This is a genomic window from Pseudomonas leptonychotis (genome assembly GCF_004920405.1).
Taxonomy (GTDB): Bacteria; Pseudomonadota; Gammaproteobacteria; order Pseudomonadales; family Pseudomonadaceae; genus Aquipseudomonas; species Aquipseudomonas leptonychotis.
Genome location: NZ_RFLV01000002.1, coordinates 407,191 through 433,582 on the forward strand (window position 1 = coordinate 407,191; position 26,392 = coordinate 433,582).

A 26,392-nucleotide genomic window follows, 5' to 3' on the forward strand; every position below is an offset into this window, starting at 1 on the left:
CGAGACATCTAAACAGCACTTGCTCGGGTATAACCCTTGGCACGCTCACACACTCAGGAACCCGGTGCATGGCGCAGCCGCTGTTTGATTACGAAAGCCATCTGGAAGCCTGTGCTCAGCAGGACGAACGCGCATTCCAGGCGCTCTACCAACAGGAGGCCGCGCAGATGCTCGGGTTGGCAATCACCTTGCTCGGCCGTCGTGATCAAGCTGAAGACTGTGTGCACGATGCCTTTGTGCAGATCTGGCGCAACGCCCAGCGCTTTCAGCGAGCTCTCGGCAGCGGTCGCGCGTGGATCTACAGCATCCTGCGCTACCGCGCGCTGAACCAGCTACGCAGCCGGGGTCGCACGGTGGAACTGGATGACGACTTTATCGAACGCGCTGCCGACGACAGCCCACAGGCCGCCGAACTGCTGGAACAACAAGGCGAACATCAGCAACTGCGCCGCTGCCTGCAGGGCATCGAACGTAATCGCCGTCACCCGATCCTGCTGGCCTTCTATCGCGGCCTGACCCATGAACAAATCGCCAACCGCCTGACCACCCCACTGGGCACCATCAAAGGCCGTATCCGCGCTGGTTTGCGCGCACTGCAGGAGTGTTTGCACGCATGATTACGCAGCAACCTGCCGAACGCCGCGCATTGATCGGCGAGTACGTCCTGGGCCTGCTCGATGAGGCCGAAGCCGCTGAAGTGCGCGAGCTAATTGAGCACGACAGCCAAGCCGCGCAAATGGCCCTGCAGTGGCAGCAACACTTTCTTGAGCTGAGCGACCAGTTGCCACCGCAGACACCCTCAACGCAACTATGGCAACGCCTGCAGGACAGCCTCGGCCTGACGCCAGCCGTCAGCCGCGTCAACAGCTGGCTGGTCTGGTGGCAGAGCCTGACCACCTGGCGCCTCACTAGCGCCGCCCTGGCCTTCGCCCTGATCATCGCCGTGCTGCCTGATCTATGGCGCACTGATACTGCCGCCAACAGCTACACCGTGGTGCTGCAAGCCCCAGGAGAGGCGGCTAAGCCAGGTTGGGTGGTGCATGTGGATGGCACTGGCAGCCTACGCCTGCAACCGCTGCTGGAAGATCAGATCCCGGCCGACCGTTCTGTACAGTTCTGGACGCTGATCGATCCGGCCATCGGCCCGCGCTCACTGGGTCTGGTCGAGCCGGGCAAGCCATTGCAACTAACCGCCGAACAGATTGGCGCCGTACAACCCGGCCAACTGTTCGAACTGACCCTGGAGCCGGCCGGAGGCTCACCAAAGGACCGGCCAACCGGCAAGGTGCTGTACATCGGTCGCGCGGTAATGGCTTCGGCCAACTGAAGCCGTTTGCAAAAAAACTGAATTTATTTTCAGGCGGCGACATCCAGACGCCAACTCATGGGTATAGCTATCAGGTGTTTCATCGAGGCACCTGCAAGGCAGACGCTATTAGGCCTTGCATCGATGCTGGATAACCTCATGAGAGAACACACATGAACAAGCTCAACGCCGTACTGACTATTGCCATTGCCACCACCACTCTAAGCCTTGCTGCCGGCACTGCCAGCGCCGCCACACTGCTGGCTTTGGGTGCCGATGGCCAGCTGTTCAAGATTGATAGCGCCACTCAGAAAGTCACCGCCAGCATGGCCACCAACAGCCCAAGTCCCCTGCGCGGCCTTGATGTGCGCCCAGCTAACGGCATGCTCTATGCGTTGGGCGGTGACAATCAGCTCTACACCCTGGACCTGTCCACTGGCGCAGCTACCAAGGTTGCCACTCTCAACAAGCAGCTGCCGAGCAGCGGTCAAGCGGTGATCGACTTCAACCCAGTGGCCGATAAGTTGCGCATGCTGGCCGCCGATGGCACCAACTTTCGCGTCAACGTCGAAACGGGTGAAGTAGTAGTCGATGGCTCAGTGGCCTATGACGCGGACGGTTCCTATAAGGGTAAAAGCGCTCAGGTTATGGCCGGTGCTTACACCAACTCCTATGCCGGCACCCAGGCTACCGCGCTGTACAACGTGGACTTGGCGAGCAGCAGCCTGATGCTGCAAAACCCGCCTAACGATGGCGTCCAGCAAGCAGTCGGCAAGATCGTCGATGGGCTGAAGGCCGCTGCAATGGACATTGCCAGCGACGGCAAAGGCGGCAACACCGCTTACCTGTTGACCGGCACCACGCTGCACACCGTTGACTTGGCCAGCGCTAAGCCAACGACGCTGGGCGATGTGGTCGGCCTACCGGGCAATATCATTGATATTGCTGTTTTGCCGGGGATGTAAGTACAACAGCGGGAAGGCCGCCCGGCCTCCCCGCTCAAACCCTACTGGCCGAAGGTTTCCGCAAATAGATCATTCATGGCTTTGAACGAACGTGCGGCCACAACCGGGTGATAAGCATTGCGCCCAGGATCATTGGCTTGTGGGTTGGTAAAGGAATGCACGGCACCGCCATAGCTGACCAACTGCCAGTCGACCTTGGCTGCTTTCATTTCCGTTACAAAACCCGCCAGCTGCTCGGGCGATACGGATGGGTCATCCGCGCCATGCAGCACCAGGACCGGCGCTTTGATGTTTTGCGCATCACGCGGGTCCGGTGTATCCAAGTTGCCATGGAAAGACACAAAGCCTTTCAGATCTGCGCCTGAGCGGGCCAATTCCAGCACGGTGCCGCCACCAAAACAGAAGCCGATCGCGCCCAGCCGCGAAATATCCAACGGCACTGACCCCGCCTGTGCCTTGAGTACATTAACCGCCGCTTGCGCACGCTTACGCATCAACGGCCGATCACTGCGCACCGTTGTAGCGGCCACCTTGGCTTCATCGGCATTAGTCGGACGAATAGTTTTGCCGTACATGTCAGCAACGAATATGACGTATGTGTCGCCAGCCAGCAGCGCGGCCTTGGTTGTCGCGTTTTCACTAACGCCCATCCAGTTAGGCACCATCAGCAGACCCGGACGCGGCGTCGTGACTGCATCGTCATAAACCACTAGGCCTTCGAACGCTTCACCGTCAATTTCATACGGCAGCGGTTTAACCACTACGGCCGCATCGGCCATACCGATCATCCCAGCACATAACAGGGGCAATAGAGTTTTCGTAGACATGGCGATTTCCTGATGGGGTTGAGCAGAACAACAACCATAGTCCGCAGTGTCCGGATGACCAAGCGCAGCAGCAGACAGCACACAGGGCAAAGGTTTCAGCCTGTTTCGCAGTTACGCTTGTTCAGCCCAGCGCTCTTTGATTTCCAGAATCGCCGGCAATTGCTGAATAAACAGCTCGACCAGTTGCGGATCGAAATGCCGACCGCTTTCCTTCTGTAACAGCGCCACGGCATCCTCCACCGACCAAGCCGCCTTATAGGGCCGCACACTGGTCAGCGCATCAAACACATCGGCAATCGCCACGATGCGACCTTCTAGAGGAATATCTTCACCAGTTAACCCATTAGGGTAACCACTGCCATCCCACTTCTCATGGTGCGTCAAGGCAATTCGCTGAGCGGTGCGCAACAAGCCTGAAGGGTGTTCGCCGATAATCTGCGCGCCGATTTCAACATGCTGACGCATCACCGCCCATTCCTGCTCATCGAGCTTGCCGGGCTTGCGCAGTACCGCATCGGGGATGCCAATTTTACCGACATCATGCATCGGTGCTGCGTTAAGCAATTCTTCGGCCGCCGCTTCGCTATAACCCGCCGCCAAGGCCAAAACCTTAGAGAAGTGGCTCATGCGGATGACATGCAGCCCAGTCTCGTTGTCCTTGTACTCAGCAGCCATGCCCAGACGTTGGACGATCTGCAAACGGGTCAGGCGCAGTTCATCCATACGTACCAGTGACAGGTGCGTGCGCACCCGCGCCCGAACAATCGGCGGACTGATGGGCTTGGTGATGTAATCAACCGCTCCGACTGCAAAGCCGCGAGTTTCATCTTCAACATCTGCCAATGCCGTGACAAAGATCACCGGAATGGCCTCTAGTTCAGGCTGAGTCTTGAGTGCTTGGCAGACCTCATAACCGGTCATACCCGGCATCATCACATCCAACAAAATCAGGTTAGGACGTTCACGTTCGACCATTTCCAGGGCCTTGGCTCCGTCCTTGGCAAATAGCAGGCGGTAGTCATCCTGCAGGATATGCCTGAGCACTTGCAGGTTGGTCGCTTCGTCATCAACCAACAGGAGCAGTGGACGAGAATCGGCTGGCGTTATCATGGTGTCTGGGCTTCCTCGTCTTGCAACTGGTTCGCCAGCTTACTTAGCCATTGCTGCGCCAGATCAAAATCAAAGTCGTCGAGGGCTCGACGCACTTCCGTCAAAGCCACTTTCTGTGGGCCACTGTGTAGCCCCTCACTAAGGTCTTGCAACGCCTGATCATCCAGCGCGCCGCGACAGAGGGTTTCCTGTAGGCGCTGCAACGCCCCACGCACTTGCTCGTAATTGAACGCGCGCGCCTCTGCAGTATCTTCAGACACTTGCGGCAACGCCTCGGATACAGCCGCCAATGCGCGCGACAACTCCTGCAAGAGACTGTGTAGATGCAGGCTCTCACGCTGACTGAACGCCTGCTCTAGCGTCATCCCAAGGCTTGCTAGATGGGTCAATGCAAGATTGCCCGCGGCACCGCGCAAGCGGTGCGCCAAATTGCGGCCAGTATCCCAATCATTTTTCTCGAGCATGGCGCTCAACTGCTCAACCAGCGCGCCCTGATCATTGAGAAAGCGCCGAATGGCCTGACTCATTTGTACAGGCCCGCCCCACAGACTTGCGCCGCGCTGCCAGTCAAACAACCCTTCAGGGGTAACCCTTGCACGCGCGTCAGCCGGCAGCGCCTCAGTAAGGCCCAGCAGGCGAGCCATTTCACCCAGCAACGCAGCCATATCAAGTGGCTTAGTAGCAAAGCCATTCATCCCCGCATCCAGCGCCGCCTGGCGATCCTGATCCAACACACTAGCGGTCAGGGCGATGATCGGTATCGCCGCTCGCTGACTGGCACTTTCCAGAGCACGAATACGTCGAGAGGCCTCCAGGCCATCGACAAGTGGCATTTGTACATCCATCAAAATCAGATCAAAAGAGGTGTTGGCGAAGGCCTCTACAGCGGCCTGACCATCGGCCACACAGGTGACCTGATGACCCAGGCGCTGCAGGTTGAGCTGTAACAGCTCCAAATTCTGCGGCACGTCATCGGCCGCCAAAATATTCAGCTCAGCCAGCACCGGCAGAGCTTGGCGTACCTGTGGTTCCAGCCGTTTTCCGGCACGCAGCGGCAGTTCGACAATAAAGCGGCTGCCTTCGCCGAGTGTACTCTCAACCCGCAGACAACCGCCCATCAACTCAACCAACTGCCGCGAGATAGTGGTGCCCAAGCCCGTGCCGCCAAAGCGCCGGCTCATCGAGGCATCGCCTGGGCAAAGGGTTCGAAGATTTTTTCTAAACGATCTGCAGCAATACCAATCCCGCTGTCTTCAACCACCAGGCGTATAGCGCCAGGCTCACCCTGTACGTGTAAACACACCTGCCCTTGGCTGGTGAATTTCACCGCATTACCCAGCAGGTTGGTCAGCACTTGCTGTAAGCGCAAGGCGTCGCCGCGATAGAACTCGGCCAGTTGCGCCGGGTAATCCAACTGCAACTGCAAGCCTTTGGCTTCGGCCCCCAAGTGCTGGGTGGCGCAAACCTGCTCGCACAACTCGCGCAGGGAGAAATCCAAGTCTTCCAGCTCAATGGCGCCGCGGTCCAGCTTAGCCGTATCGAGAATATCGTTGAGCAAGCCCAACAAAGAACGCGAGGCCTGCTGCACGGTATACAGGTGACGGCGCTGCTCATCGGACAACGGCGTGCTGATCAGCAACTCGGTGAAGCCAATGATGGCGTTCATCGGCGTACGAATTTCATGGCTCATATTGGCCAAGAAACTGCTGCGCGCGGCTGCTGCTGCCTCGGCACGATCACGAGCCGCGCGCATTTCCTGCTCCATCAGCCGCCTCGGCGTGAGGTCGGTGGCTAATTTGACCACTTTAAACGGCTTGCCATCGGCATTGAGGATCGGGTTATAGGTCGCCTGCATCCAGACCTCACGCCCACCCTGACCAATGCGCCGGTATTCACCGGCGAAGAACAGACCATTGGTCAGCCCGGCCCAGAATTGCTGGTAGTCCTCGCTGTCGACATATAACGGATCGCAAAACAGGCTGTGGTGCTGGCCAACAACCTCCGCACGCGGATAACCGAACAGGTCGAGGGCGTTGTCGTTGATATCCAGAATACAGCCTTGCAGGTCGTACTCAACCAATGCCATGGCCTTGCTGATGGCATTCACCTTGCCTTCGTATTCGGCGTTACGCAGCTTGGTTTCGGTCTGGTCGATCAATACGCCGTCGATCCAACGTGGCTCACCCTGCTCATCGCACACGGCACTGCCACTTTCCCAGATCCAGTGTTCCTTACCATCGCGATCAAACAGACGGTATTCGACGGTGTAATTGCGCCTCTGCTCGATGGCCGCCAGCACTTGTTCGGCAACCGGCTGGTAGTCATCAGGGTGATAAAGCGCTGCGATAGATTGACGCCGACTGATGAAGTCATCAGCACTCCAGCCAGTCAGCCCCTGCACCGCATCGCTGATAAACAACATGGTCCAGTCTTCATCCAGCAAACAGCGGAATGAAACCCCAGGAATATTGCTAATCAACGAGCGATATTGCTGCTCGCTCTCGCTTAGCGCCTGCTCCATTTTTTGCCGCTCACTGATGTCAGTCGCAAACACCACGAACAATGGGTGACTGCCCGAACGGGTAATGCCAATACTGATGCGAACGGGCTTTTCCTGGCCATCACAGGCGATACACAGCAACTCTTGCTCAGCCCCTGGCAGGCTGACCACACCACTTTTCAAGTACGTTCGCAGGTGCGCTTCGAATGAGTCAGCATCGTGCTCATTGAGTAGCTTGCGCATGGGCAGACCAACCATCTCCTCCGGCTTCCAACCCAACAGGCGCGTCGCCGCGCGGTTGGCTGAGCGAATAGTGCCGGTATGATCAATGGTCAGAATTGAGTCGAGCGCCGTATCGAAGATCGAGCGCAGATGCTGCTCGCTGGCACGCAGTTGCTGGCTCAGGTAGCGGTAACGTAACAAGGCATTGGCCGCGACGACGAATACCGTCAAGGCAATCGTAACCAATGAAATAGAGCTGCCTAGGTACAAGCTGTCGACCATAGCAATCGGCAGATCCGACTCAGCCGTACCGACAAAACGCGCAGCCGCCATACCGGTGTAATGCATGCCACTAATGGCCAAGCCCATGACCACAGCGCTGAGCAACAGTGCCCAGATCTCGGGTAGCCGGCCATGCAAACCGAAACGCACCCACAGGGCGAGAATTGCCAAGCCGACAGCCACCAAAATCGACAGCGCGAACATCCAAGAGTCATAGCGCAACAGTGGTGCCATCTGCATCGCTGCCATGCCGCTGTAATGCATCGCACCGATGCCCGCCCCCACCAGCACGCCACCGATGCATAACTGCACCAAGCTCAAATTGCGCCGTGCCAACAGGTTCAATGCTACCCAAGACGCTGCCAGGCTTGGCAACATCGACAGCAAGGTAATGCCCAGATCAAAACGCACCTCGGCGCACAGCTGAAACGCCAACATGCCGATAAAATGCATGGCCCAGACACCCGCGCCGAGTGCCAGCGAACCGGTGAGAATGGTGACGTGCCGCCACCAGAGCGACTCACTGTTACGGGCGACACCGGCTAACTGCAAAGCCATACCGGAGGTAAACACGGCGATGCACAGCGACATCACAACCAGCAGCGGGTCGTGACTGCTAAGCACCAGAACACTGGGATCCGCGTTGGTGATAAACAACTGATCAAGAAACTGCATACCACCCCAAGACTACATCGGTTGTGCCGCACTAATAGCGCAATGCCAGCATGATGGATAATCGTAACGTGCCTATCAATCTGTCACAAACAAAAAAGCCCGCCAATGGCGGGCTTTTCAGTGTTTCCGACGGTTAGGCCGACAGTTCGACCAACAGCTTGTTCAAGCGCTGCACGTAGGCTGCCGGATCTTTCAGATTATCCCCGGCGGCCAAGGCGGCCTGGTCGAAGAGGATGTGGCTGAGATCAGCAAAACGCGCTTCGTCAGCCTCGCCATCGAGCTTTTCGATCAGCGGGTGGCCTGGGTTGAATTCGAAGATTGGCTTGGACTCCGGCACCTTCTGCCCGCTGGCTTCGAGAATCTGGCGCATCTGCAAACCGAGGTCCTGTTCGCCAATGGCCAGAATCGCCGGCGAATCAGTCAGACGATGGGAAACTCGCACCTCAGCCACCTGCTCGCCCAATGCGGTTTTCAGCCGCTCAACCAAACCTTCTTTGGTCTTGGCGATTTCTTCCTGCGCCTTCTTGTCTTCTTCCGAGTCAAGCTTGCCCAAGTCCAGGTCGCCACGGGCCACGTCGACAAAGTGCTTACCGTCGAACTCGGTGAGGTAGCTCATCAGCCACTCATCGATACGGTCGGTGAGCAGCAGCACTTCAATGCCTTTCTTACGGAACACTTCCAGGTGCGGGCTGTTCTTCACCTGGGCGTAGGATTCGCCGGTGAGGTAGTAGACCTTGTCCTGACCTTCCTGCATGCGGGCGATGTATTCGCCCATGCCGACGCTCTGCTCACCCTCTTCGGTGCGGGTGGAGGCAAAACGCAGCAAGCCGGCGATCTTCTCCTTGTTGGCGAAGTCTTCTGCCGGGCCTTCTTTAAGCACCTGACCGAAGTTCTTCCAGAAGCTTTTGTATTCTTCTGGCTGGTTTTTCGCCAATTTTTCCAACATGTCCAATACACGCTTGGTCAGCGCCGACTTCATCGAGTCGATGATTGGATCTTTTTGCAGGATTTCGCGGGAGACGTTCAGCGACAGGTCATTGGAGTCGACCACGCCCTTAATAAAGCGCAGGTACAGCGGCAGGAAGGACTCGGCCTGATCCATGACGAAGACACGCTGCACGTAGAGTTTCAGGCCACGTGGCGCTTCACGCTGGTATAGATCAAAGGGGGCACGCGCCGGTGTATACAGCAGCGAGGTGTATTCCAGCTTGCCTTCAACCTTGTTGTGGCTCCAGCTCAGCGGGTTCTCAAAATCGTGGCCGATGTGTTTGTAGAACTCCTGGTATTCCTCGTCCTTGATCTCGGTACGCGGACGGGTCCACAGAGCGCTGGCACGGTTGACGGTTTCCCACTCAACTTCGGCGGGTGCTTCCTCGCCTTCGGCAGCTGCTTGTTCTTTCGGCAGCTCGATCGGCAGGGCGATATGGTCGGAGTATTTCTTGATGATATTGCGCAGACGCCAGCCATCGGCGAACTCGTCTTCCGCCGCTTTGAGGTGCAGCACGATGCGGGTACCACGGTCGGGCTTCTCGACAGTGGCCACTTCAAAGTCGCCCTCGCCTTTGCTCGACCAGTGCACACCTTCGCTGGCCGGGCTGCCGGCGCGACGGCTATACACATCCACTTTGTCGGCCACGATAAAGGCTGAGTAGAAGCCCACACCGAATTGACCGATGAGGTGCGAATCTTTCTTCTGGTCACCGGAGAGGTGCTTCATAAAATCGGCGGTGCCGGATTTTGCGATGGTGCCCAGGTGGGTGATCGCATCCTCACGGTTCATGCCGATGCCGTTGTCTTCGAGGGTGACAGTTTTGGCGTCTTTGTCGAAGCTGACACGGATCTTCAGCTCAGCACCACCTTCGAGCAGCTCAGGCTTGGCCAGGGCTTCGAAGCGCAGCTTATCGGTGGCATCGGAGGCATTGGAAATCAATTCGCGAAGGAAGATTTCCTTGTTCGAATACAGCGAATGGATCATCAGATGAAGCAGTTGCTTCACTTCTGTCTGGAAGCCCAGGGTTTCTTTTTGAGTTTCCACACTCATGGTCTCTAACTCCACTTTATTGACGAAGCCGCAATGCGGCGGATGTCATACAAATGGGGCCATGTTGTGGGATTTCAAGTGCTTGACTGCAGCTTGTGGCAGAACCTGTTGCGCTAGAAACCTGCAGACGCTACGCCAGTAACAGCAGCCTCCAGCGGGTCAAAACGACAAACAAGCGCAACAGATCGCAATAGGTGCTCAGGGCTCAAGCAACTCGATACGAACAATCTCTTCCGGAAGCAGGCTGTAGCTAACTTCGCCCTGCCCGCTCATGCGCTGGCGCAGGATAACCCGACCGTCATGATCAATACCCTGGAAGCGCCCTTCGGCAGTATTACCGCGCTCAGTGGCCGCACGCATGCTGAGGTTCTGATAGCGGTTGGGGCTGCGCAGTAAGCCTTCAAGGCTGAAGCGTATCCGACGATCCAGAGGCCGACTCACCCGCTCAGGAGCCGCAGCTGCAGCCGGTGCAAGTTTCTCTGCAACAGGTGGGGTAAGAACGCTGGGCAGCGGCGCAAAGCTATCAGCAACAACCTGCCAACCGCGCTTGTCCAGTTTTTCCAGCATGATGGGCAGCTGCTGCAACTCCCCGCTGATCTGTGCTTGCACATTCAGATCAACGCTTTGTAGAGGGAAATTCAGGTTACCAATGGGCTGCAACTGCACCTGACGCGTGGCAAAACGGCGCTCTAAGTAATCCTCAATGACGTGGCTGATGGTATCGACTGAATCAAACGCTCGATCCACCGTACCGTCTTGGTAGCGCAGGCCATTGCGGTACAGCTCAAGCCGGCCACTCAGCGTGGTTTTAAACTGGGGCGGCAGGACCAAGTGAAAGTCACCGACCAGTTTGTTCGGGGCCAGTGGTTGCAGATCCAGGTGTAGGGTGTAGCCACGGCTTAAACGCCGCGCCTCAGGGAGTTCCTGCTCGGGTAGCAACCAGCTGATTTCAACTTCGGGCAACACGCCTTCATCAGCGGGTAATACATCAACCCTTACCGGGCCTTTATCCACTTTCGGCAGACGAATGATCAACTCGCTCTGGGCGAAGAAGTCCTGACCTTCGCGCAAGCTCAGCACGCCATCGAGCAGTTCGGCTTGTTGCGGTGCAAAAGGTCGACCATTGAGCTCACCGCGTAAATCGATGGCCAGCTCAGCGGGCACTTGCACCTCAGGTTTAAGCCACTTGAGGCTGAGGATAGCTTCCAAACGCTGCGCATCATGGCTGGCCAATAAGGTCAACCCGACCACCAACGGAATAAACCCCAGCCCAGCCAATGCCAAAGCGGGCCGCGCCGAACGCCAGTGACGCAATACATACAGCAAGGTAAATGGCGGCAGAAAACTGGCCCAGCCCCACAGCAGGCTGGTTGCAAAGGCGCGCATTACCAGCCAGACCAAACCGGCGAGTATCAGCAGCAAGCCACCCAGAATCAGCAGCGCATCCATTCAGTATTCCTTAGCGATGGTTAAACGAGGAGTTTCCCGCAGGTTCGCAGCCCTTAAGGCTCATCAACCTTAAAATGCGCCCGCGCCGTAGCAATCGGCTCAGTCTGGCTGGTTTGCCAGGCAGTGATAGCCACGTTGGCGACCCGACGGCCCTGACGCCATACCTGGCATTGCACGAAGGTGTCACGATAATGGCCTGCACGCAGGTAATCTATCGAGAAGTCGATGATTTTCGGCAAATGTGGAATGCCCATAAACATCAGCAAATGGAGCATCGCCGAATGCTCCATAAAACCGGCGATCACACCGCCATGCAGCGCGGGTAATGTCGGATTGCCGATATTGTCCTGATTGGCCGGCAGGCGAAACACCATGTCATCGCCAAGGCGCAGACACTCGATGCCAAGCAACTTGGCATAGGGAATCAGGCTGATCAGTGGGTCGTAGTTGTTCTGTTCGTGAGCTTCGCGCACCAGCTGGTTGAGATTCAGCGTGCTCATTGGCCGCCTCCCTTAACACTGCTGGTGAGCGTTTTGCCACTGTGTGCATGTTTACCCATGCGCATAAACGCCCCGACCACATGTGCAATCGGCTCGTCAGGATTGTCCTGATAGGCATAGCCGCGGGTGAAGATGATGTTCTCAGTGACCCGATAGCACTCGGCGAAACCAAATACATCCTTATTCGGCTCGGCCGGGCGCATGTAATCGATGCGCAAGTCGAGGGTCGGGCAAATTTCGAATTCAGGCAGCACGCACACGGTGGAAATGCCACAGGTGGTATCCATCAGCGTAGTAATGGCACCGCCGTGGATCACTCCAGTTTCCGGGTTACCGACAATTTGCGGGCTATAAGGCAAACGTAGGATCAGGCCGTGCGAATCGGCGCTGTGTACGCTCATCCCCAGCACCTGGCAATGGCGTAATACCGATAAAAAACGCTGCGCCCGTTCAACAATAGGGGAATCACTCATGACTTCAGACTCAGGGGCAACTGTACAAAGGGTGAGCATGATAACCGCTGAAAGAAAGCCCGGCACCACGGCGAGAGCCTGCTGATGAGAACTACCGGGCAATTAATAGGGAACTTCGTCGATACAGTGCTGTTTAATGGCTATGCCTGCGCAATCAGGTATTGATTACTACATTACAAGGAGTACTAACCGTGCAAAAGCCATTCACCTATGCCCTGCTTCTCGCCGCCATGCTCGGCCTGGCAGCTTGCGAGAAAACCCCGGAAGACAAAGTAGAGTCGGCCAAGGAGTCCGCTGCTGAGGCCATGGAATCCATGGGTGATGCCGTTGAAGAAACCGGCGAAGCCATCGAGCAGAAAGCCGATGAAGTAATGGGCAACGAGCCAACCACTGGCGAGAAAATTCAAGACGCTGCCGATGATGCGGCTGACGGCATGGAAGATGCCGGTGATGAACTCAAGGATGCGGTTGACGGCCAATAAGCCTTTCAGCTGAAACAAAAAAGGCCCGCACATTGCGGGCCTTTTTTTATTTCTAGCCGATTAAAGCGCCGGAGTGAGCATCAGCAGCAGGCTGCATACTAAGCCCACAACCCAGACCACACTGCGCTGCCAATGCAGGTCAGCCCAATAGAAAAACAGATACAGCACCCGCGCCACCACAAACGTTACCGCCAGCACGTCCACCACAATGCCGTGGCTATTGGTCACATGGGCCATCAGCACACCAACGGCAAACAACGGAAATGCTTCAAAACTATTCAGATGTGCGGCCAACGCTCGCGCACCAAAGCCCGTCAAACGCGCTTGCTGAGCACGCGGATGGTGGTTGTCATAGCGCCCATCACCCTCCTTCGCCATGGCTTTGGCCACCGGTGCTTTGGCTATGAAAATCAATAATGCGCTGATAAAGATGCACCAGAACGGGATACTCATTCGCTTTTCTCCTTGGGCGATTCAAACGCCGGGGTTTGGGTATAGACCATCACTTCCAACACATCCGAATGAAACTCGCGGCGGTACAACACCAATACCACACCGGTGCTGACCAGCATGAAAAACCAAGGGTTGATAAACCAGGCCAGGGTCGCCATGCCGAAGTAATAGGCACGTAGCCCCTGGTTGAACTGGTTAGCCGCCATCGAAATCACCCGCGCGGTACGCTCGGCAAAGGCCTTGCGCTCTTGTTCGGTGACGTGGCGCTCACCAATCATCGGCGCAGAGCCCACTAACACGGCCGAGAAGTTGTACTGACGCATGCACCAGCTGAAGGTAAAGAAGGCGTAGACGAACACCACCCCCAGACACAACAACTTCACCTCGGACAGCTCACGACTGGCCGCCTGCACAAAGGGCAGATCAGCCAGCAGCGAAACCGCGCGATCAGAGGCGCCAAGCACGGTGAGAATACCGGCGAGGATGATCAGTGTGCTGGAGGCAAAGAACGACGCATTGCGTTCAAGGTTGCCAATCACATTGGCATCAGCGATACGGTTGTCGCGCAACAGCATGCGGCGCATCCAATCTTCACGGTACAGGTGCAATACACTCGCCAAACAGGGTGTGGTCCTGCCTTTAGCCTGGGCATAACGGGTGTATCCAGCCCAACACAACACAAACCACAGAACGGCCAGCAAATGCGGCAGGTAGTAATCACTGATCAGCATGCAAACTCCTTGTTAACCTGCGCCGATTATAGACAGGCCTGGCTTTCAGCTGGCCAACAAAAAGGCCGCTCAATGAGCGGCCTTGGGGAACCAGTGAAAGGTAAACCGCAGAACTTAGACTACGACGGTTTTCGGCGCGCCCAGCACGCGATCCACTACAGCAGCCAGAACCAAGGTCAGCAGCACCGGCCATAACCAGCCAAGGCTCTGGTCTGCTAATGGCAACTGGCTAAAGAAGCTTGGGATCAGCGCCTTGCCGCCCGCTGCGGCAATCCCGTCAACCAGACCAAACACCAAGGTCACCGTCATCACCGGGCGAAACACCCGCGGCGACGAACACCACAGATCATCCAGCAGACTCAGCGCCACCAACACGATTGCTAGCGGGTACAAACCTACCAGCACCGGAATCGAGAAGCTGATCAATTGAGTCAACCCCTGGTTAGCTACCAGCAGACTGAACAGACCGAAGGTGATCACCACCGCACGGTAAGAAACTGGCAACAGGCTGCTGAAGAACTCACCACAGGCCGTCAGCAAACCCACAGCGGTAGTTAGACAGGCCAGGGTAATCACCACGGCCAGTAGCAGGCTGCCGGCGGTGCCGAAGGTGTGCTGCACATAGGCGGTGAGAACCTGAACGCCATTCTGTGCTTCACCGGCAATCTCCTGACTGGTTGCGCCCAGATAGAACAGCGCCAGATACACCAGTGACAGACCAACTGCAGCGATCAGGCCGGCAATCACCGAGTAGCGGGTAATCAGCTTGCCATCGGTCACGCCATGGTCACGTATTGCGGTGGCAATCACGATGCCGAACACCAGTGCACCGAGGGTATCCATGGTCAGGTAGCCCTGCAGAAAACCCTGCACAAAAGGCGCGCTCTGATAATCCGGCGCAACCTGGCCGATCTCCCCTGCCGGAACCAGCAGCGCTGCGCCGCCCAATACCAACAGCGCCGCCAGCAGCACCGGGGTGATGTACTTGCCGATGCGGTCAACCAGTTGCCCAGGGTTGAGAGACAGAAACAGCACGGCGGCAAAGTAGGCCAAGGTATAGAGCAGCAACGCCGTGCTGCTATTACCACTGAACGGCGCGACGCCCATCTCGAACGACACCACCGCCGTGCGCGGCGTGGCAAACAGCGGGCCGATGGCCAGGTAAACCGCTACCGCAAATAGCACCCCGGCACGCTTGCCCAGCGGCGCGGTCAACAGCGCCATGCCACCGCCAACGCGCGCCAAGGCGACGATGGTTAGTAGCGGCAAGCCGACACCTGTGAGCAGGAAACCCAGCGCTGCCAGGCCAATATTTTCACCCGCCGCCATGCCGGCAATGGGTGGAAAGATGATGTTACCGGCGCCGAGGAACAGCGCAAACGTCATAAAACCGAGGGCCAGGAGATCCGAGCCTTTCAAACGAGTCATAGAAGGGAATACCACAGGCAGAAAGTTGGAAGTTGAAAACCGAAAGTTCCGAGGGTTTCCCGATGGATCGGGGGAAACGTCACCCAGCCGGTTAAGCGGGGCCACTGCAGCACCCTGGGCCGCTTATGGCGGAGCAGGTGCTAATAGTTGCAAGCCTAACTAAATTGACGCAGCAGCGGCACTGACACAGGTCAGGCTGTCGGGCTGGTGCAAAAAGCTGTCGCATCGGCAACAGTTCATCCCAGGCCGCAATAAAAAAGGCCACCCGAAGGTGGCCTTTTCTCAGATCAAAAAGCCTTAGGCTTTTTTCACTTCCCAACCGGTCAGCTCGGCCAAGGCCTTACCGATGTCAGCCAGGGAACGCACGGTTTTCACACCAGCGTCTTGCAGGGCTGCGAACTTCTCGTCTGCAGTACCCTTGCCACCGGAGATGATTGCACCGGCGTGACCCATACGCTTGCCAGGAGGCGCAGTAACGCCGGCAATGTAGGACACAACTGGCTTGGTCACGTTAGCCTTGATGTAAGCAGCGGCTTCTTCTTCAGCCGAACCGCCGATCTCGCCAATCATTACGATTGCTTCGGTCTTCGGGTCTTCCTGGAACAGCTTCAGGATGTCGATGAAGTTGGAGCCTGGAATCGGGTCACCACCGATGCCGACGCAGGTGGACTGACCAAAACCAGCGTCAGTGGTCTGCTTAACAGCTTCGTAAGTCAGGGTGCCGGAACGCGACACGATGCCTACTTTGCCTGGCAGGTGAATGTGACCTGGCATGATACCGATCTTGCACTCGCCCGGGGTGATAACGCCTGGGCAGTTAGGGCCGATCAGGACCACACCCAACTCGTCACACTTGACCTTGGCTTCGAGCATATCGATGGTTGCGATGCCTTCGGTGATGCAGACGATCAGCTTGATGCCGCCCATGGCCGCTTCAAGGATCGAGTCCTTGCAGAACGGAGCAGGAACGTAGATCACGCTGGCTGTCGCGCCAGTCTGCTCAACGGCTTCACGCACGGTGTTGAACACCGGCAGATTCAGGTGAGTAGTGCCACCTTTACCTGGAGTCACGCCGCCAACCATTTTGGTGCCGTAGGCAATGGCTTGCTCGGAGTGGAAAGTACCTTGCGAGCCGGTGAAGCCCTGGCAGATAACTTTGGTGTCTTTATTGATCAGGACGCTCATTATTTGCCCTCCGCAGCTTTGACGACTTGCTGAGCAGCGTCGGTCAGGCTGGTTGCCGCGATGATGTTCAGGCCGCTTTCAGCCAGAACCTTGGCGCCCAGTTCAGCGTTGTTACCTTCCAGACGAACGACAACCGGAATCTTCACGCCGACTTCTTTCACTGCGCCGATGATGCCTTCGGCAATCATGTCGCAACGAACGATACCGCCGAAGATGTTCACCAGTACCGCAGCGACGTTGCTGTCGGACAGGATGATCTTGAAGGCTTCAGTCACGCGCTCTTTGGTTGCACCACCACCTACGTCGAGGAAGTTGGCTGGCTTGCCGCCGTGCAGGTTGACGATGTCCATGGTGCCCATGGCCAGGCCAGCACCGTTGACCATGCAACCGATGTTGCCTTCCAGCGCAACGTAGTTCAGTTCGAACTTGGCAGCGTGGGCTTCACGCGGATCGTCCTGAGACGGATCGTGCATGGCGCGCAGCTTAGGCTGACGGTACATGGCGTTGGCGTCGATGTTGATCTTGGCGTCGAGGCAATGCAGGTTGCCGTCAGCTTTGATCACCAGCGGGTTCACTTCCAACAGCGCCAGGTCGTAGTCCTGGAACAGTTTGGCCAGACCCACGAAGATCTGAGTGAACTGCTTGACCTGATCACCTTCCAAGCCCAACTGGAATGCCAAATCGCGGCCCTGGAACGGCTGAGCGCCAACCAGTGGATCGATGGTAGCTTTGAGAATTTTCTCAGGAGTGTCGTGAGCGATTTTCTCGATGTCCACACCACCTTCGGTGGAGGCCATGAACACGATACGACGGCTCGAGCGATCAACAACGGCGCCCAGGTACAGCTCCTTGGCGATATCGGTGCAGGACTCGACCAGGATTTGATTAACCGGCTGACCGTTGGCGTCTGTCTGGTAAGTCACCAGACGCTTGCCCAGCCAGTTGGCAGCGAAAGCCTTAGCGTCTTCTTTGCTCTTAACCAGCTTCACGCCGCCCGCTTTACCGCGGCCACCAGCGTGGACCTGAGCCTTAACGACCCACTCAGTTCCGCCAATTTTATCGCAGGCTTCTGCGGCTTCTTCTGGGGTGGTTACCGCGAAGCCCTTGGATACGGGCAGGCCGTATTCAGCGAACAGCTGCTTACCCTGATACTCGTGGAGATTCATGCTTATCTACCGTCTTCGTTTAGGTATTGCGCATACGGTGCTGCACTTGTGGTGCCGCACCACCTGTGACTGCTTCTGGAGCAATCCGACCGAAGTTCCGCGCAGCAACCTGAGTTGTACACGGGCAGACGGCCGTGGTTCTTCTTCCTGTTGAGCTGCACCTTCACCGGTACACAACGCCGGTGAAGGCATCCGCTCAAACAAACAACGACTTAACGCTTCTTGCGGTTGGCGATGTGAATCGCATGACCATTCACCGCCAGAGCAGCTTCGTGCAGCGCTTCAGACAGCGTCGGGTGGGAGAAGACCATCATCCCCAGATCCTCGGCGCTGGTGCCGAATTCCATACCGATCGCACCCTGCTGCACCAGTTCGGCAGCGCTTGGGCCAATCACGTGGACACCCAGTACGCGGTCGGTAGTGGCATCAGCAATAACCTTGACGAAACCACCGGTATCGTTGGCTGCCATGGCGCGACCGCTAGCGGCGAACGGGAAGGTACCGACGTTGACTGCAACGCCCTCGCCTTTCAGTTGCTGCTCGGTCTTACCGACCCATGCAATTTCCGGGTGCGTATAGATGACCGAAGGAATCAGGTCATAGTTCATCTGGGCTTTATGGCCGGCAATACGCTCGGCAACCATGATGCCCTCTTCCGAGGCTTTGTGAGCCAGCATCGCGCCGCGCACTACGTCACCAATGGCGTAAACGCCTGGAACGCTGGTAGCGCACTGGTCATCAACAAAGATGAAGCCGCGCTCGTCCATGTCGACACCGCTATCGGACGCCAACAGGTCGGTAGTCACAGGACGACGACCTACCGCCACGATCAGCTTGTCGAAAACGACTTTCTGCTCGCCTTCGGCGTCCGTGTAATTAACGGTAACTTGCTTCTTCTTAACGTCTGAACCGGTGACACGAGCGCCCAGAAGAATCTTCAAGCCTTGCTTGGTGAAGGTTTTCAGCGCTTCTTTGGCGATCTGCTCGTCGGCAGCCGGGAGGAACTTGTCCAACGCTTCCAGCACTGTCACTTCTGCGCCCAAACGGGCCCAAACTGAACCGAGTTCCAGACCGATTACACCGGCACCGATCACGCCCAGTTTCTTCGGTACGCTCTGGAATTCCAGGGCGCCGGTTGAGTCGACGATGACATCCTGATCAACCGGAGCCGGCGGAATATCAATCGGCTTGGAGCCGGACGCCAGAATCACGTTTTCGGCTTCAACAATCTGCGTTTTACCATCAGAACCGGTGACTTCAACCTGCTTACCTGCCAGCAACTTGCCGTGACCTTCCAGCAGGGTCACGCCGTTAGCCTTAAACAGGCCGGCGACACCGCCAGTGAGGTTCTTCACGATATTGGCTTTACGGCCGATCATCGCAGGAACATCCATGGTCACGCCTTTGGCTTCGATACCGTGAATGGCGAAATGGTCCTTCGCCTCATAGTATTTCCAAGAGCTGTCGAGCAGCGCTTTAGACGGAATGCAGCCGACGTTCAGGCAAGTACCGCCGAGGGCAATCTTGCCCTCTTTGTCCTGGTACTTCTCGATGCAGGCAGTCTTGAGGCCGAGCTGAGCTGCTTTGATGGCCGCTACATAGCCACCAGGGCCGGCACCGATGACTACCACGTCGAATTTCTGGGTCATAACGTATTCCTTCTCGAATAAACCGGACGACCCTGGTGACAGGGCCGCCGTGGGAGAAACTGGCTTTTAGATGTCCAGCAGCAGGCGCGCAGGATCTTCCAGCAAGTTTTTGATAGTCACCAGGAAGGTCACGGCTTCCTTGCCATCAATCAGGCGGTGGTCATAAGACAACGCCAGGTACATCATTGGGCGGATCACCACTTGGCCATTGATCGCCATTGGGCGCTGAAGAATGTTGTGCATCCCCAGGATCGCAGCCTGTGGTGGGTTAACGATCGGCGTCGACATCATCGAGCCAAAGGTACCGCCGTTAGTAATAGTGAAGGTGCCGCCGGTCATGTCGTCGATCGCCAGCTTGCCGTCTTTGGCTTTCTTGCCAAAGGTGGCGATGCCGTTCTCGATTTCAGCCAGGCTCATCAGCTCAGCATTGCGCAGTACCGGCACAACCAGACCGCGGTCGCTGGACACTGCAACACCGATGTCTGCGTAACCGTGATAGACGATGTCGGTGCCATCAATCGAAGCATTGACCGCCGGGAAACGCTTGAGCGCCTCGGTAGCCGCCTTGACGAAGAACGACATAAAGCCCAGACGTACGCCGTTGTGGGTCTTTTCGAACAGGTCCTTGTACTTCGAGCGCAGCGCCATGACTTCAGTCATGTCGACTTCGTTGAAGGTGGTCAGCATCGCCATATTGGACTGAGCTTCAACCAGACGCTCAGCCACTTTGGCGCGCAGACGGGTCATCGGCACACGTTTCTCAACGCGGTCACCGGCAGCCAGCACTGGAGCAGCGGCGGCAGGCGCAGCGGGCTTTGCAGCAACTGCTGCTGGGGCATTCTTCTTGGCTTCAACAGCTGCAACCACGTCTTCTTTAGTGACGCGACCACCTTTGCCGGTGCCAGCGATGCTGTTTGGGTCGATACCGTTTTCTTCAGCGATCTTGCGCGCCGCCGGCGAGAGGATCTGGTCGTCGCCAGCAGCAGCGGACGAAGCAGCAGCGGCAGGCGCAGCGGCTTGGGCCGCAACAGCAGGTGCCGGAGCAGCAGCACCGCCTTCACTTAAAGTACCCAGCACTTCATTGCTGAGAACGGTATCGCCTTCATTCTTGACGATTTGCGCGAGGACGCCATCGGCCTCGGCCAGCACTTCGATCACTACTTTGTCGGTCTCGATGTCGACGATCAATTCGTCGCGCTTGACCGCATCGCCCGGCTTTTTATGCCATGTGGCCACGGTGCCATCGGCAACCGATTCCGGGAAAGTAGGGGCTTTGATCTCGATAGCCATTGTCTGTGGTTCCTTAAATTCGGTTTCTTCTAGCAGGCGGCCCTGTTGGCCGCCTGTTGCGCGAAGGCGTTAAACAGTAAAGGCGTCTTGCAGGAGTTTTTCCTGCTGTTCAGCGTGCAGCGATGCATAACCACAAGCAGGTGCAGCAGAGGCATCACGACCGGCGTACTCAAGGAACAGCGTTTTCTTGTGCGCTGTCGCCACGCGACGCATGTGATGCTGACTGCAGTACCAAGCGCCCTGGTTCATCGGCTCTTCCTGACACCAGACGATGTGCTTGAGGTTCTTGTAGGGAGCCAAGGCCTCATTCAAATCATCCTCTGGGAACGGATAAAGCTGCTCGATACGCACGATGGCGATGTCTTCACGACCTTCGTTCCGGCGTTTTTCCAACAAGTCGTAGTAGACCTTGCCGCTGCACAGCACCAAACGATCAACTTTCTTCGGGTCGATGCTATCGATCTCAGGAATCACCGTCTGGAACGAGCCTTCAGCCAGATCTTCCAGGGTCGAGATAGCCAATTTGTGGCGTAGCAGTGACTTCGGCGTCAATACGACCAATGGCTTGCGCAGTGGGCGAATCACCTGACGGCGCAGCAAGTGGTAGATCTGGGCAGGCGTTGTTGGCACGGCAACCTGCATGTTGTGCTCGGCGCACAGCTGCAGATAACGCTCCAAACGTGCCGAGCTGTGCTCAGGCCCCTGCCCTTCATAACCGTGTGGCAACAGCATGGTCAGACCGCATAGACGACCCCACTTATGCTCACCACTGGAAATAAATTGATCGAACACCACCTGAGCACCGTTGGCGAAGTCGCCGAACTGAGCTTCCCAAATCACCAACGATTGTGGCTGGGTAGTGGCATAGCCATATTCGAACGCCAGCACGGCTTCTTCAGAAAGGAAGGAGTCGTACAGGTCAAACTTAGGCTGAGCGGCATACAGGTTCTGCAACGGCAGATGCGTGCCGGCGTCCTTCTGGTTGTGCAATACCGCATGACGGTGCGAGAAGGTGCCACGGCCAATATCCTGACCGGTCATGCGGATCGGATGGCCTTCAAACAACAGGGTCGCATACGCCATGGTTTCGGCGTAACCCCAGTTGATTGGCAACGCGCCGACCCCCATTTTCTGGCGGTCTTCGAGGATTTTGGCAACCTGACGTTGAACCACAAACCCTTCAGGAATTTCCAATAGTTTATTGGACAACTCTTGTAAGGTTTTCAGCTCAAAGCGGGTGTCGTGACGCGCAGTCCAGGCATGCCCCAAGTACGGGCGCCAATCGACGAACAACTCTTTGTTCGGCTCTTTTACCAGACTCTTGACCACATGCTGACCGTTATCCAGCGCGGTGCGGTACTCGTCAATTTTGGCCTGCACCTCATCCGCCGACTGACGCGCAGCACCAGTCAGCACTTCAGCATAAAGCTCACGGGTGGTGCGCTGCTTGGTGATTTGCTGATACATGATCGGCTGAGTGCCGCTCGGCTCGTCGGCCTCGTTGTGGCCGCGACGGCGGTAGCAAACCAAGTCAATCACCACATCACGCTTGTACTGCATGCGGTAATCGACAGCCAGCTGGGTCACAAACAACACTGCTTCTGGATCGTCACCGTTAACGTGCAGGATCGGCGCCTGAATCATCTTCGCCACATCGGTGCAGTACTCGGTGGAGCGCGAGTCCAGCGGATTGCTGATGGTGAAGCCAACCTGGTTGTTGATCACGATATGGATGGTGCCGCCCGTTTTGAAGCCACGGGTCTGCGACATCTGGAAGGTTTCCATAACCACACCCTGACCGGCGAATGCCGCGTCACCGTGCAGGGAAACCGGCAGTACCTTCTCACCAGCTGCGTCGTTACGACGATCCTGACGGGCACGTACCGAACCCTCCACCACCGGCGATACGATCTCCAAGTGCGACGGGTTGAACGCCATCGCCAAGTGCACTTCGCCGCCAGCGGTCATCACGTTGGAGGAGAAACCCTGGTGGTATTTCACGTCACCGGAGGACAAGCCCTCGGTTTTCTTGCCTTCGAACTCGTCGAACAGGTCGCGCGGGTTCTTACCGAAGGTGTTGACCAGCACGTTGAGACGGCCACGGTGGGCCATGCCGATGACGATTTCCTTGGTGCCGTAGGAGCCGGAACGCTGGATCACTTCATCAAGCAGCGGAATTAGGCTCTCGCCGCCTTCCAGACCAAAACGCTTGGTGCCCGGGTATTTGGTGCCCAGGTACTTTTCCAGGCCTTCAGCGGCGGTTAGACGCTCAAGCAAGTGGCTCTGCATTTCAACAGAGATTTGCGGACGACCGCGTACGCTTTCCAAACGCTGCTGGAACCAGCTGCGCTGCTCGGAATCAACGATATGGGTGAACTCGGCACCAATGGTGCGGCAATATGTCTGCTGCAACGCATCGTGAATTTCGCGCAGAGTAGCCTCTTCCTTACCAATGAACAGCCCACCGGTACGGAAGGTGGTGTCCAGGTCGGCATCGGTCAGACCATAGTGATTGATTGCCAGATCAGCCGGCGCAGGACGTTGCCAAAGGCCAAGCGGATCGAGCTGGGCAGCCTGATGGCCACGCATGCGATAAGCCTGAATCAGGCGCAGCACTTCGACTTGCTTCTTCTCGTGCTCACTGCTCACGCTGCCAGCGGATACCGGCTGGGCACGACGCTGATTTTTAGCAAGCAGGACGAAATGATCGCGAACCGTGGAGTGCGATACGTCTGTGGCAGCGCTGCCGTCAGTCGGCAACTTCTGGAAGTAGGTGCGCCACTCTTCTGGCACAGCGTTGGGATCGTGCAGGTAAAGCTCATAGAGCTCTTCCACATAGGCAGCGTTACCACCGGATAGGTGGGCACTGTCCCACATGCGCTGCATCACGCTTTCTTGCATGCTTGGTCACCCTCGGTAAGGGGACACCACCGGCGAAGAAACCGCACGGCTATTCAGTCCTGAAGCAGCGACTGGTAAGCCACTACGGATCCCGCAGATAGTCCGGGCACCAGCCCGGATGCCCCTGCTGGTCGTCATATTTTTCAAAGTAGGCACCACCGCTTTGTGAGCAGCAGCCCTGGCTAAAACCACGACGCTGGGGTTGAAACCAGCGCCGCAGGTGTTACAGGTCTAGCAAACAACCGTGAATCAGGTACCGCTTTGCAGCAACATGTTGCGCACGTGACCGATGGCCTTGGTCGGGTTAAGACCTTTAGGGCATACGTTCACGCAGTTCATGATGCCGCGGCAGCGGAACACGCTAAACGGATCATCCAGAGACGCCAGACGCTCTTCTGTCTTGGTATCACGGCTGTCCGCGAGGAAACGATAGGCCTGCAGCAGTGCCGCTGGGCCGAGAAACTTGTCTGGGTTCCACCAGAACGACGGGCAGCTGGTGGAGCAGCACGCGCACAAAATGCACTCGTACAAACCGTCCAACTTCTCGCGCTCTTCCGGCGTTTGCAAACGTTCGATGGCCGGAGCCGGCGTATCGTTCTGCAAATACGGCTGCACCTTCTCGTACTGCTTGTAGAAGATGCTCATATCAACGACCAAGTCACGAATGACTGGCAGACCCGGCAACGGACGAATGACCAGCTTACCGCCTTTAAGGCCGGCCGCTGAAAGCGGCGTGATGCAGGCCAGACCATTCTTACCGTTGATATTCATACCGTCGGAGCCACATACGCCCTCACGGCAGGAACGACGGTAAGAAAAGCCCTGGTCCTGTTCCTTGATCAGCGCCAGTACATCAAGAACCATAACGTCCTTGCCACCGGTGTCGACCTGGAAGTCCTGCATAAACGGCGCAGCATCCTGCTCCGGGTTATAACGATAAACGCTTACTTGCAACAGATTGGCTTGCGACATATCGGCCACCCTTAGTAAGTACGGATCTTGGGTTCAAACGCCGGCACTGTCTTCGGCGTGAAATTGACGGCACGCTTGCTAACGCGCTTCTCACCTGGGAAATACAGGGAGTGGCACAGCCAGTTTTCGTCATCACGCTCTTCGAAGTCTTCGCGGGCATGAGCACCACGGGACTCCTTACGAGCCTCCGCAGCCACCGCAGTTGCCTCGGCAACCTCGAGAAGGTTTTGCAGTTCCAACGCTTCGATACGCGCAGTGTTAAACGCCTGACTCTTATCCGAAATCTTCACGTTCGCGATACGCTCACGCAGGTCGGTCAGCTGTTCGATGCCCTTCTGCATGTATTCGCCGGTGCGGAATACGCCGAAGTAGTTCTGCATGCAGTTCTGCAATTCTTTACGCAGCGGTGCGACGTCTTCGCCCGTGGTGCGCTCATTAACGCCAGCCAGGCGATTGAGTGACTGATCGATGTCAGTCTGCGATGCACCGCGTGCTTCTACGCCTTCTTTCAGCGCTTTTTCCAGGTGGATACCGGCGGCACGACCGAACACAACCAAATCGAGCAACGAGTTACCGCCCAGGCGGTTGGCGCCGTGTACCGATACGCACGCCACTTCACCTACAGCGAACAGCCCGTCGATGATCTTGTCGTTGCCGTTGGCATCTTGCGTGATGGCCTGACCATGAATATTGGTCGGTACACCGCCCATCATGTAGTGGCAAGTCGGGACCACAGGAATAGGCGCAACCACCGGATCAACATGAGCAAAGGTCTTCGACAACTCGCAGATACCTGGCAGGCGGCTGTGCAGCACTTCCTCACCCAGGTGATCGAGTTTCAACATCACATGATCGCCATCTGGACCACAACCGTTACCGGCGATGATTTCCTTGACCATCGAGCGCGCAACCACATCGCGACCAGCCAAGTCTTTGGCGTTGGGCGCATAACGCTCCATGAAACGCTCGCCGTGCTTGTTGATCAGGTAACCACCTTCACCACGGCAACCTTCGGTCACCAGGGTACCGGCGCCTGCAATGCCGGTCGGGTGGAACTGCCACATTTCGATGTCCTGCACCGGCACACCCGCACGCAGGGCCATGCCCACGCCGTCGCCCGTATTAATCAGGGCGTTAGTGGTGGATGCGTAAATACGACCAGCACCGCCGGTGGCCAGAACAGTGGCCTTGGCGCGAATGTACACGGTTTCGCCGGTTTCAATGCAGATGGCGATGGTGCCAACCACAGCGCCGTCCTGGTTTTTCACCAGATCGACTGCGTACCACTCATTGAGAAACGAGGTGCCAGCCTTGAGGTTGGCTTGGTACAGGGTGTGCAGCAGAGCATGACCGGTACGGTCGGCTGCAGCGCAAGTACGCGCAGCCTGCGTTGGATCATTAGGGCCTTTCGACTGACCGCCGAACGGACGCTGATAGATGCGGCCCTGCTCGGTACGCGAGAACGGCAGACCCATGTGTTCCAGTTCGAACACGGCTTCTGGACCTACGGAACACATGTACTCGATAGCGTCCTGGTCACCGATATAGTCGGAACCCTTGACGGTGTCATACATGTGCCAGCGCCAATCGTCGTTCGGATCAGCAGAGGCGATGGCGCAGGTGATGCCGCCCTGGGCAGACACCGTGTGCGAACGCGTCGGGAACACCTTGGTCACAACAGCCGTCTTATGACCGCCCTGAGCCAACTGCAACGCAGCGCGCATACCCGCGCCGCCGCCACCAATAATGATGGCGTCATATGAAAGAGTGCGAATGCTTGTCATG

At 57.0% G+C, this 26,392-nt stretch carries 22 protein-coding genes; 4 read left to right on the top strand and 18 right to left on the bottom strand.

Annotated elements, in window-relative coordinates; genetic code table 11:
• Window positions 1–68 precede the first annotated feature (68 nt).
• From D8779_RS12490 to D8779_RS12500, 3 genes are all read left to right on the top strand, one after another.
• On the top strand, window positions 69–617 hold the full coding sequence (locus tag D8779_RS12490; RefSeq protein WP_136664807.1) for a sigma-70 family RNA polymerase sigma factor: 549 nt from the start codon (window positions 69–71) through the stop codon (window positions 615–617).
• Complete coding sequence (locus tag D8779_RS12495; protein ID WP_136664808.1) at window positions 614–1,327, top strand: anti-sigma factor; 714 nt, start codon at window positions 614–616, stop codon at window positions 1,325–1,327. Before D8779_RS12490 ends, D8779_RS12495 begins: the two co-directional genes overlap by 4 nt.
• Before the next feature lie 152 nt (window positions 1,328–1,479).
• Complete coding sequence (locus D8779_RS12500) at window positions 1,480–2,271, top strand: DUF4394 domain-containing protein (RefSeq protein ID WP_136664809.1); 792 nt, start codon at window positions 1,480–1,482, stop codon at window positions 2,269–2,271.
• 41 nt (window positions 2,272–2,312) lie between these two features.
• Here the strand turns inward: D8779_RS12500 and D8779_RS12505 are convergent, their stop codons facing one another.
• The 8 genes from D8779_RS12505 to D8779_RS12535 form a co-directional block, all read right to left on the bottom strand.
• Window positions 2,313–3,098, bottom strand: a complete 786-nt coding sequence (locus D8779_RS12505) for a dienelactone hydrolase family protein (protein ID WP_136664810.1) — start codon at window positions 3,096–3,098, stop codon at window positions 2,313–2,315.
• Between the two features lie 111 nt (window positions 3,099–3,209).
• A complete protein-coding gene (locus tag D8779_RS12510) occupies window positions 3,210–4,208 on the bottom strand; it encodes a response regulator (protein WP_136664811.1) in 999 nt (332 codons plus the stop codon).
• Window positions 4,205–5,389: a response regulator gene (locus tag D8779_RS20815; RefSeq protein WP_240789726.1), complete on the bottom strand. Its 1,185-nt coding sequence runs from the start codon at window positions 5,387–5,389 to the stop codon at window positions 4,205–4,207. The genes D8779_RS12510 and D8779_RS20815 overlap by 4 nt, the downstream gene beginning before the upstream one ends.
• Complete coding sequence (locus tag D8779_RS12515; RefSeq protein ID WP_240789727.1) at window positions 5,386–7,887, bottom strand: PAS domain S-box protein; 2,502 nt, start codon at window positions 7,885–7,887, stop codon at window positions 5,386–5,388. The genes D8779_RS20815 and D8779_RS12515 overlap by 4 nt, the downstream gene beginning before the upstream one ends.
• A gap of 133 nt (window positions 7,888–8,020) precedes the next feature.
• Window positions 8,021–9,928: a molecular chaperone HtpG gene (htpG, locus tag D8779_RS12520; RefSeq protein ID WP_136664812.1), complete on the bottom strand. Its 1,908-nt coding sequence runs from the start codon at window positions 9,926–9,928 to the stop codon at window positions 8,021–8,023.
• Window positions 9,929–10,126: 198 nt separating this feature from the next.
• Entirely contained in the window at window positions 10,127–11,377 is a 1,251-nt protein-coding gene (locus D8779_RS12525; protein WP_136664813.1) for an MFS transporter, read from the bottom strand.
• 53 nt (window positions 11,378–11,430) lie between these two features.
• Window positions 11,431–11,877: a PaaI family thioesterase gene (locus tag D8779_RS12530; RefSeq protein WP_136664814.1), complete on the bottom strand. Its 447-nt coding sequence runs from the start codon at window positions 11,875–11,877 to the stop codon at window positions 11,431–11,433.
• Window positions 11,874–12,350 (bottom strand): PaaI family thioesterase, encoded by a 477-nt coding sequence (locus D8779_RS12535; protein ID WP_136664815.1) that lies wholly within the window; start codon window positions 12,348–12,350, stop codon window positions 11,874–11,876. The genes D8779_RS12530 and D8779_RS12535 overlap by 4 nt, the downstream gene beginning before the upstream one ends.
• A 191-nt stretch (window positions 12,351–12,541) precedes the next feature.
• On the opposite strand from D8779_RS12535, the gene D8779_RS12540 reads away from it, so the two are divergent.
• On the top strand, window positions 12,542–12,832 hold the full coding sequence (locus D8779_RS12540; protein ID WP_136664816.1) for a hypothetical protein: 291 nt from the start codon (window positions 12,542–12,544) through the stop codon (window positions 12,830–12,832).
• A gap of 60 nt (window positions 12,833–12,892) precedes the next feature.
• Here the strand turns inward: D8779_RS12540 and D8779_RS12545 are convergent, their stop codons facing one another.
• The 10 genes from D8779_RS12545 to sdhA all read right to left on the bottom strand — a co-directional run bounded on the left by D8779_RS12545 (window position 12,893) and on the right by sdhA (window position 26,391).
• The gene (locus tag D8779_RS12545; RefSeq protein WP_136664817.1) at window positions 12,893–13,285 is read right to left on the bottom strand and encodes an MAPEG family protein; all 393 of its coding nucleotides are present in this window, start codon (window positions 13,283–13,285) and stop codon (window positions 12,893–12,895) included.
• Entirely contained in the window at window positions 13,282–14,016 is a 735-nt protein-coding gene (locus D8779_RS12550) for a DUF599 domain-containing protein (RefSeq protein ID WP_136664818.1), read from the bottom strand. Before D8779_RS12550 ends, D8779_RS12545 begins: the two co-directional genes overlap by 4 nt.
• A 114-nt stretch (window positions 14,017–14,130) precedes the next feature.
• A complete protein-coding gene (gene brnQ, locus D8779_RS12555; protein WP_136664819.1) occupies window positions 14,131–15,444 on the bottom strand; it encodes a branched-chain amino acid transport system II carrier protein in 1,314 nt (437 codons plus the stop codon).
• 297 nt (window positions 15,445–15,741) lie between these two features.
• On the bottom strand, window positions 15,742–16,629 hold the full coding sequence (gene sucD, locus D8779_RS12560) for a succinate--CoA ligase subunit alpha (protein WP_136664820.1): 888 nt from the start codon (window positions 16,627–16,629) through the stop codon (window positions 15,742–15,744).
• Window positions 16,629–17,795 (bottom strand): ADP-forming succinate--CoA ligase subunit beta, encoded by a 1,167-nt coding sequence (gene sucC, locus D8779_RS12565; protein WP_136664821.1) that lies wholly within the window; start codon window positions 17,793–17,795, stop codon window positions 16,629–16,631. Before sucC ends, sucD begins: the two co-directional genes overlap by 1 nt.
• Window positions 17,796–18,007: 212 nt before the next feature.
• On the bottom strand, window positions 18,008–19,444 hold the full coding sequence (lpdA, locus tag D8779_RS12570) for a dihydrolipoyl dehydrogenase (RefSeq protein WP_136664822.1): 1,437 nt from the start codon (window positions 19,442–19,444) through the stop codon (window positions 18,008–18,010).
• 66 nt (window positions 19,445–19,510) lie between these two features.
• Complete coding sequence (gene odhB, locus D8779_RS12575; protein WP_136664823.1) at window positions 19,511–20,734, bottom strand: 2-oxoglutarate dehydrogenase complex dihydrolipoyllysine-residue succinyltransferase; 1,224 nt, start codon at window positions 20,732–20,734, stop codon at window positions 19,511–19,513.
• Between the two features lie 69 nt (window positions 20,735–20,803).
• Window positions 20,804–23,635, bottom strand: coding sequence for a 2-oxoglutarate dehydrogenase E1 component (locus D8779_RS12580; RefSeq protein ID WP_136664824.1), 2,832 nt, complete (start codon window positions 23,633–23,635; stop codon window positions 20,804–20,806).
• A 249-nt stretch (window positions 23,636–23,884) separates the two neighbouring features.
• Window positions 23,885–24,592: a succinate dehydrogenase iron-sulfur subunit gene (locus tag D8779_RS12585; RefSeq protein WP_136665157.1), complete on the bottom strand. Its 708-nt coding sequence runs from the start codon at window positions 24,590–24,592 to the stop codon at window positions 23,885–23,887.
• Between the two features lie 26 nt (window positions 24,593–24,618).
• Window positions 24,619–26,391 (bottom strand): succinate dehydrogenase flavoprotein subunit, encoded by a 1,773-nt coding sequence (gene sdhA, locus D8779_RS12590; RefSeq protein ID WP_136664825.1) that lies wholly within the window; start codon window positions 26,389–26,391, stop codon window positions 24,619–24,621.
• Between the last annotated feature and the right edge of the window lies 1 nt (window position 26,392).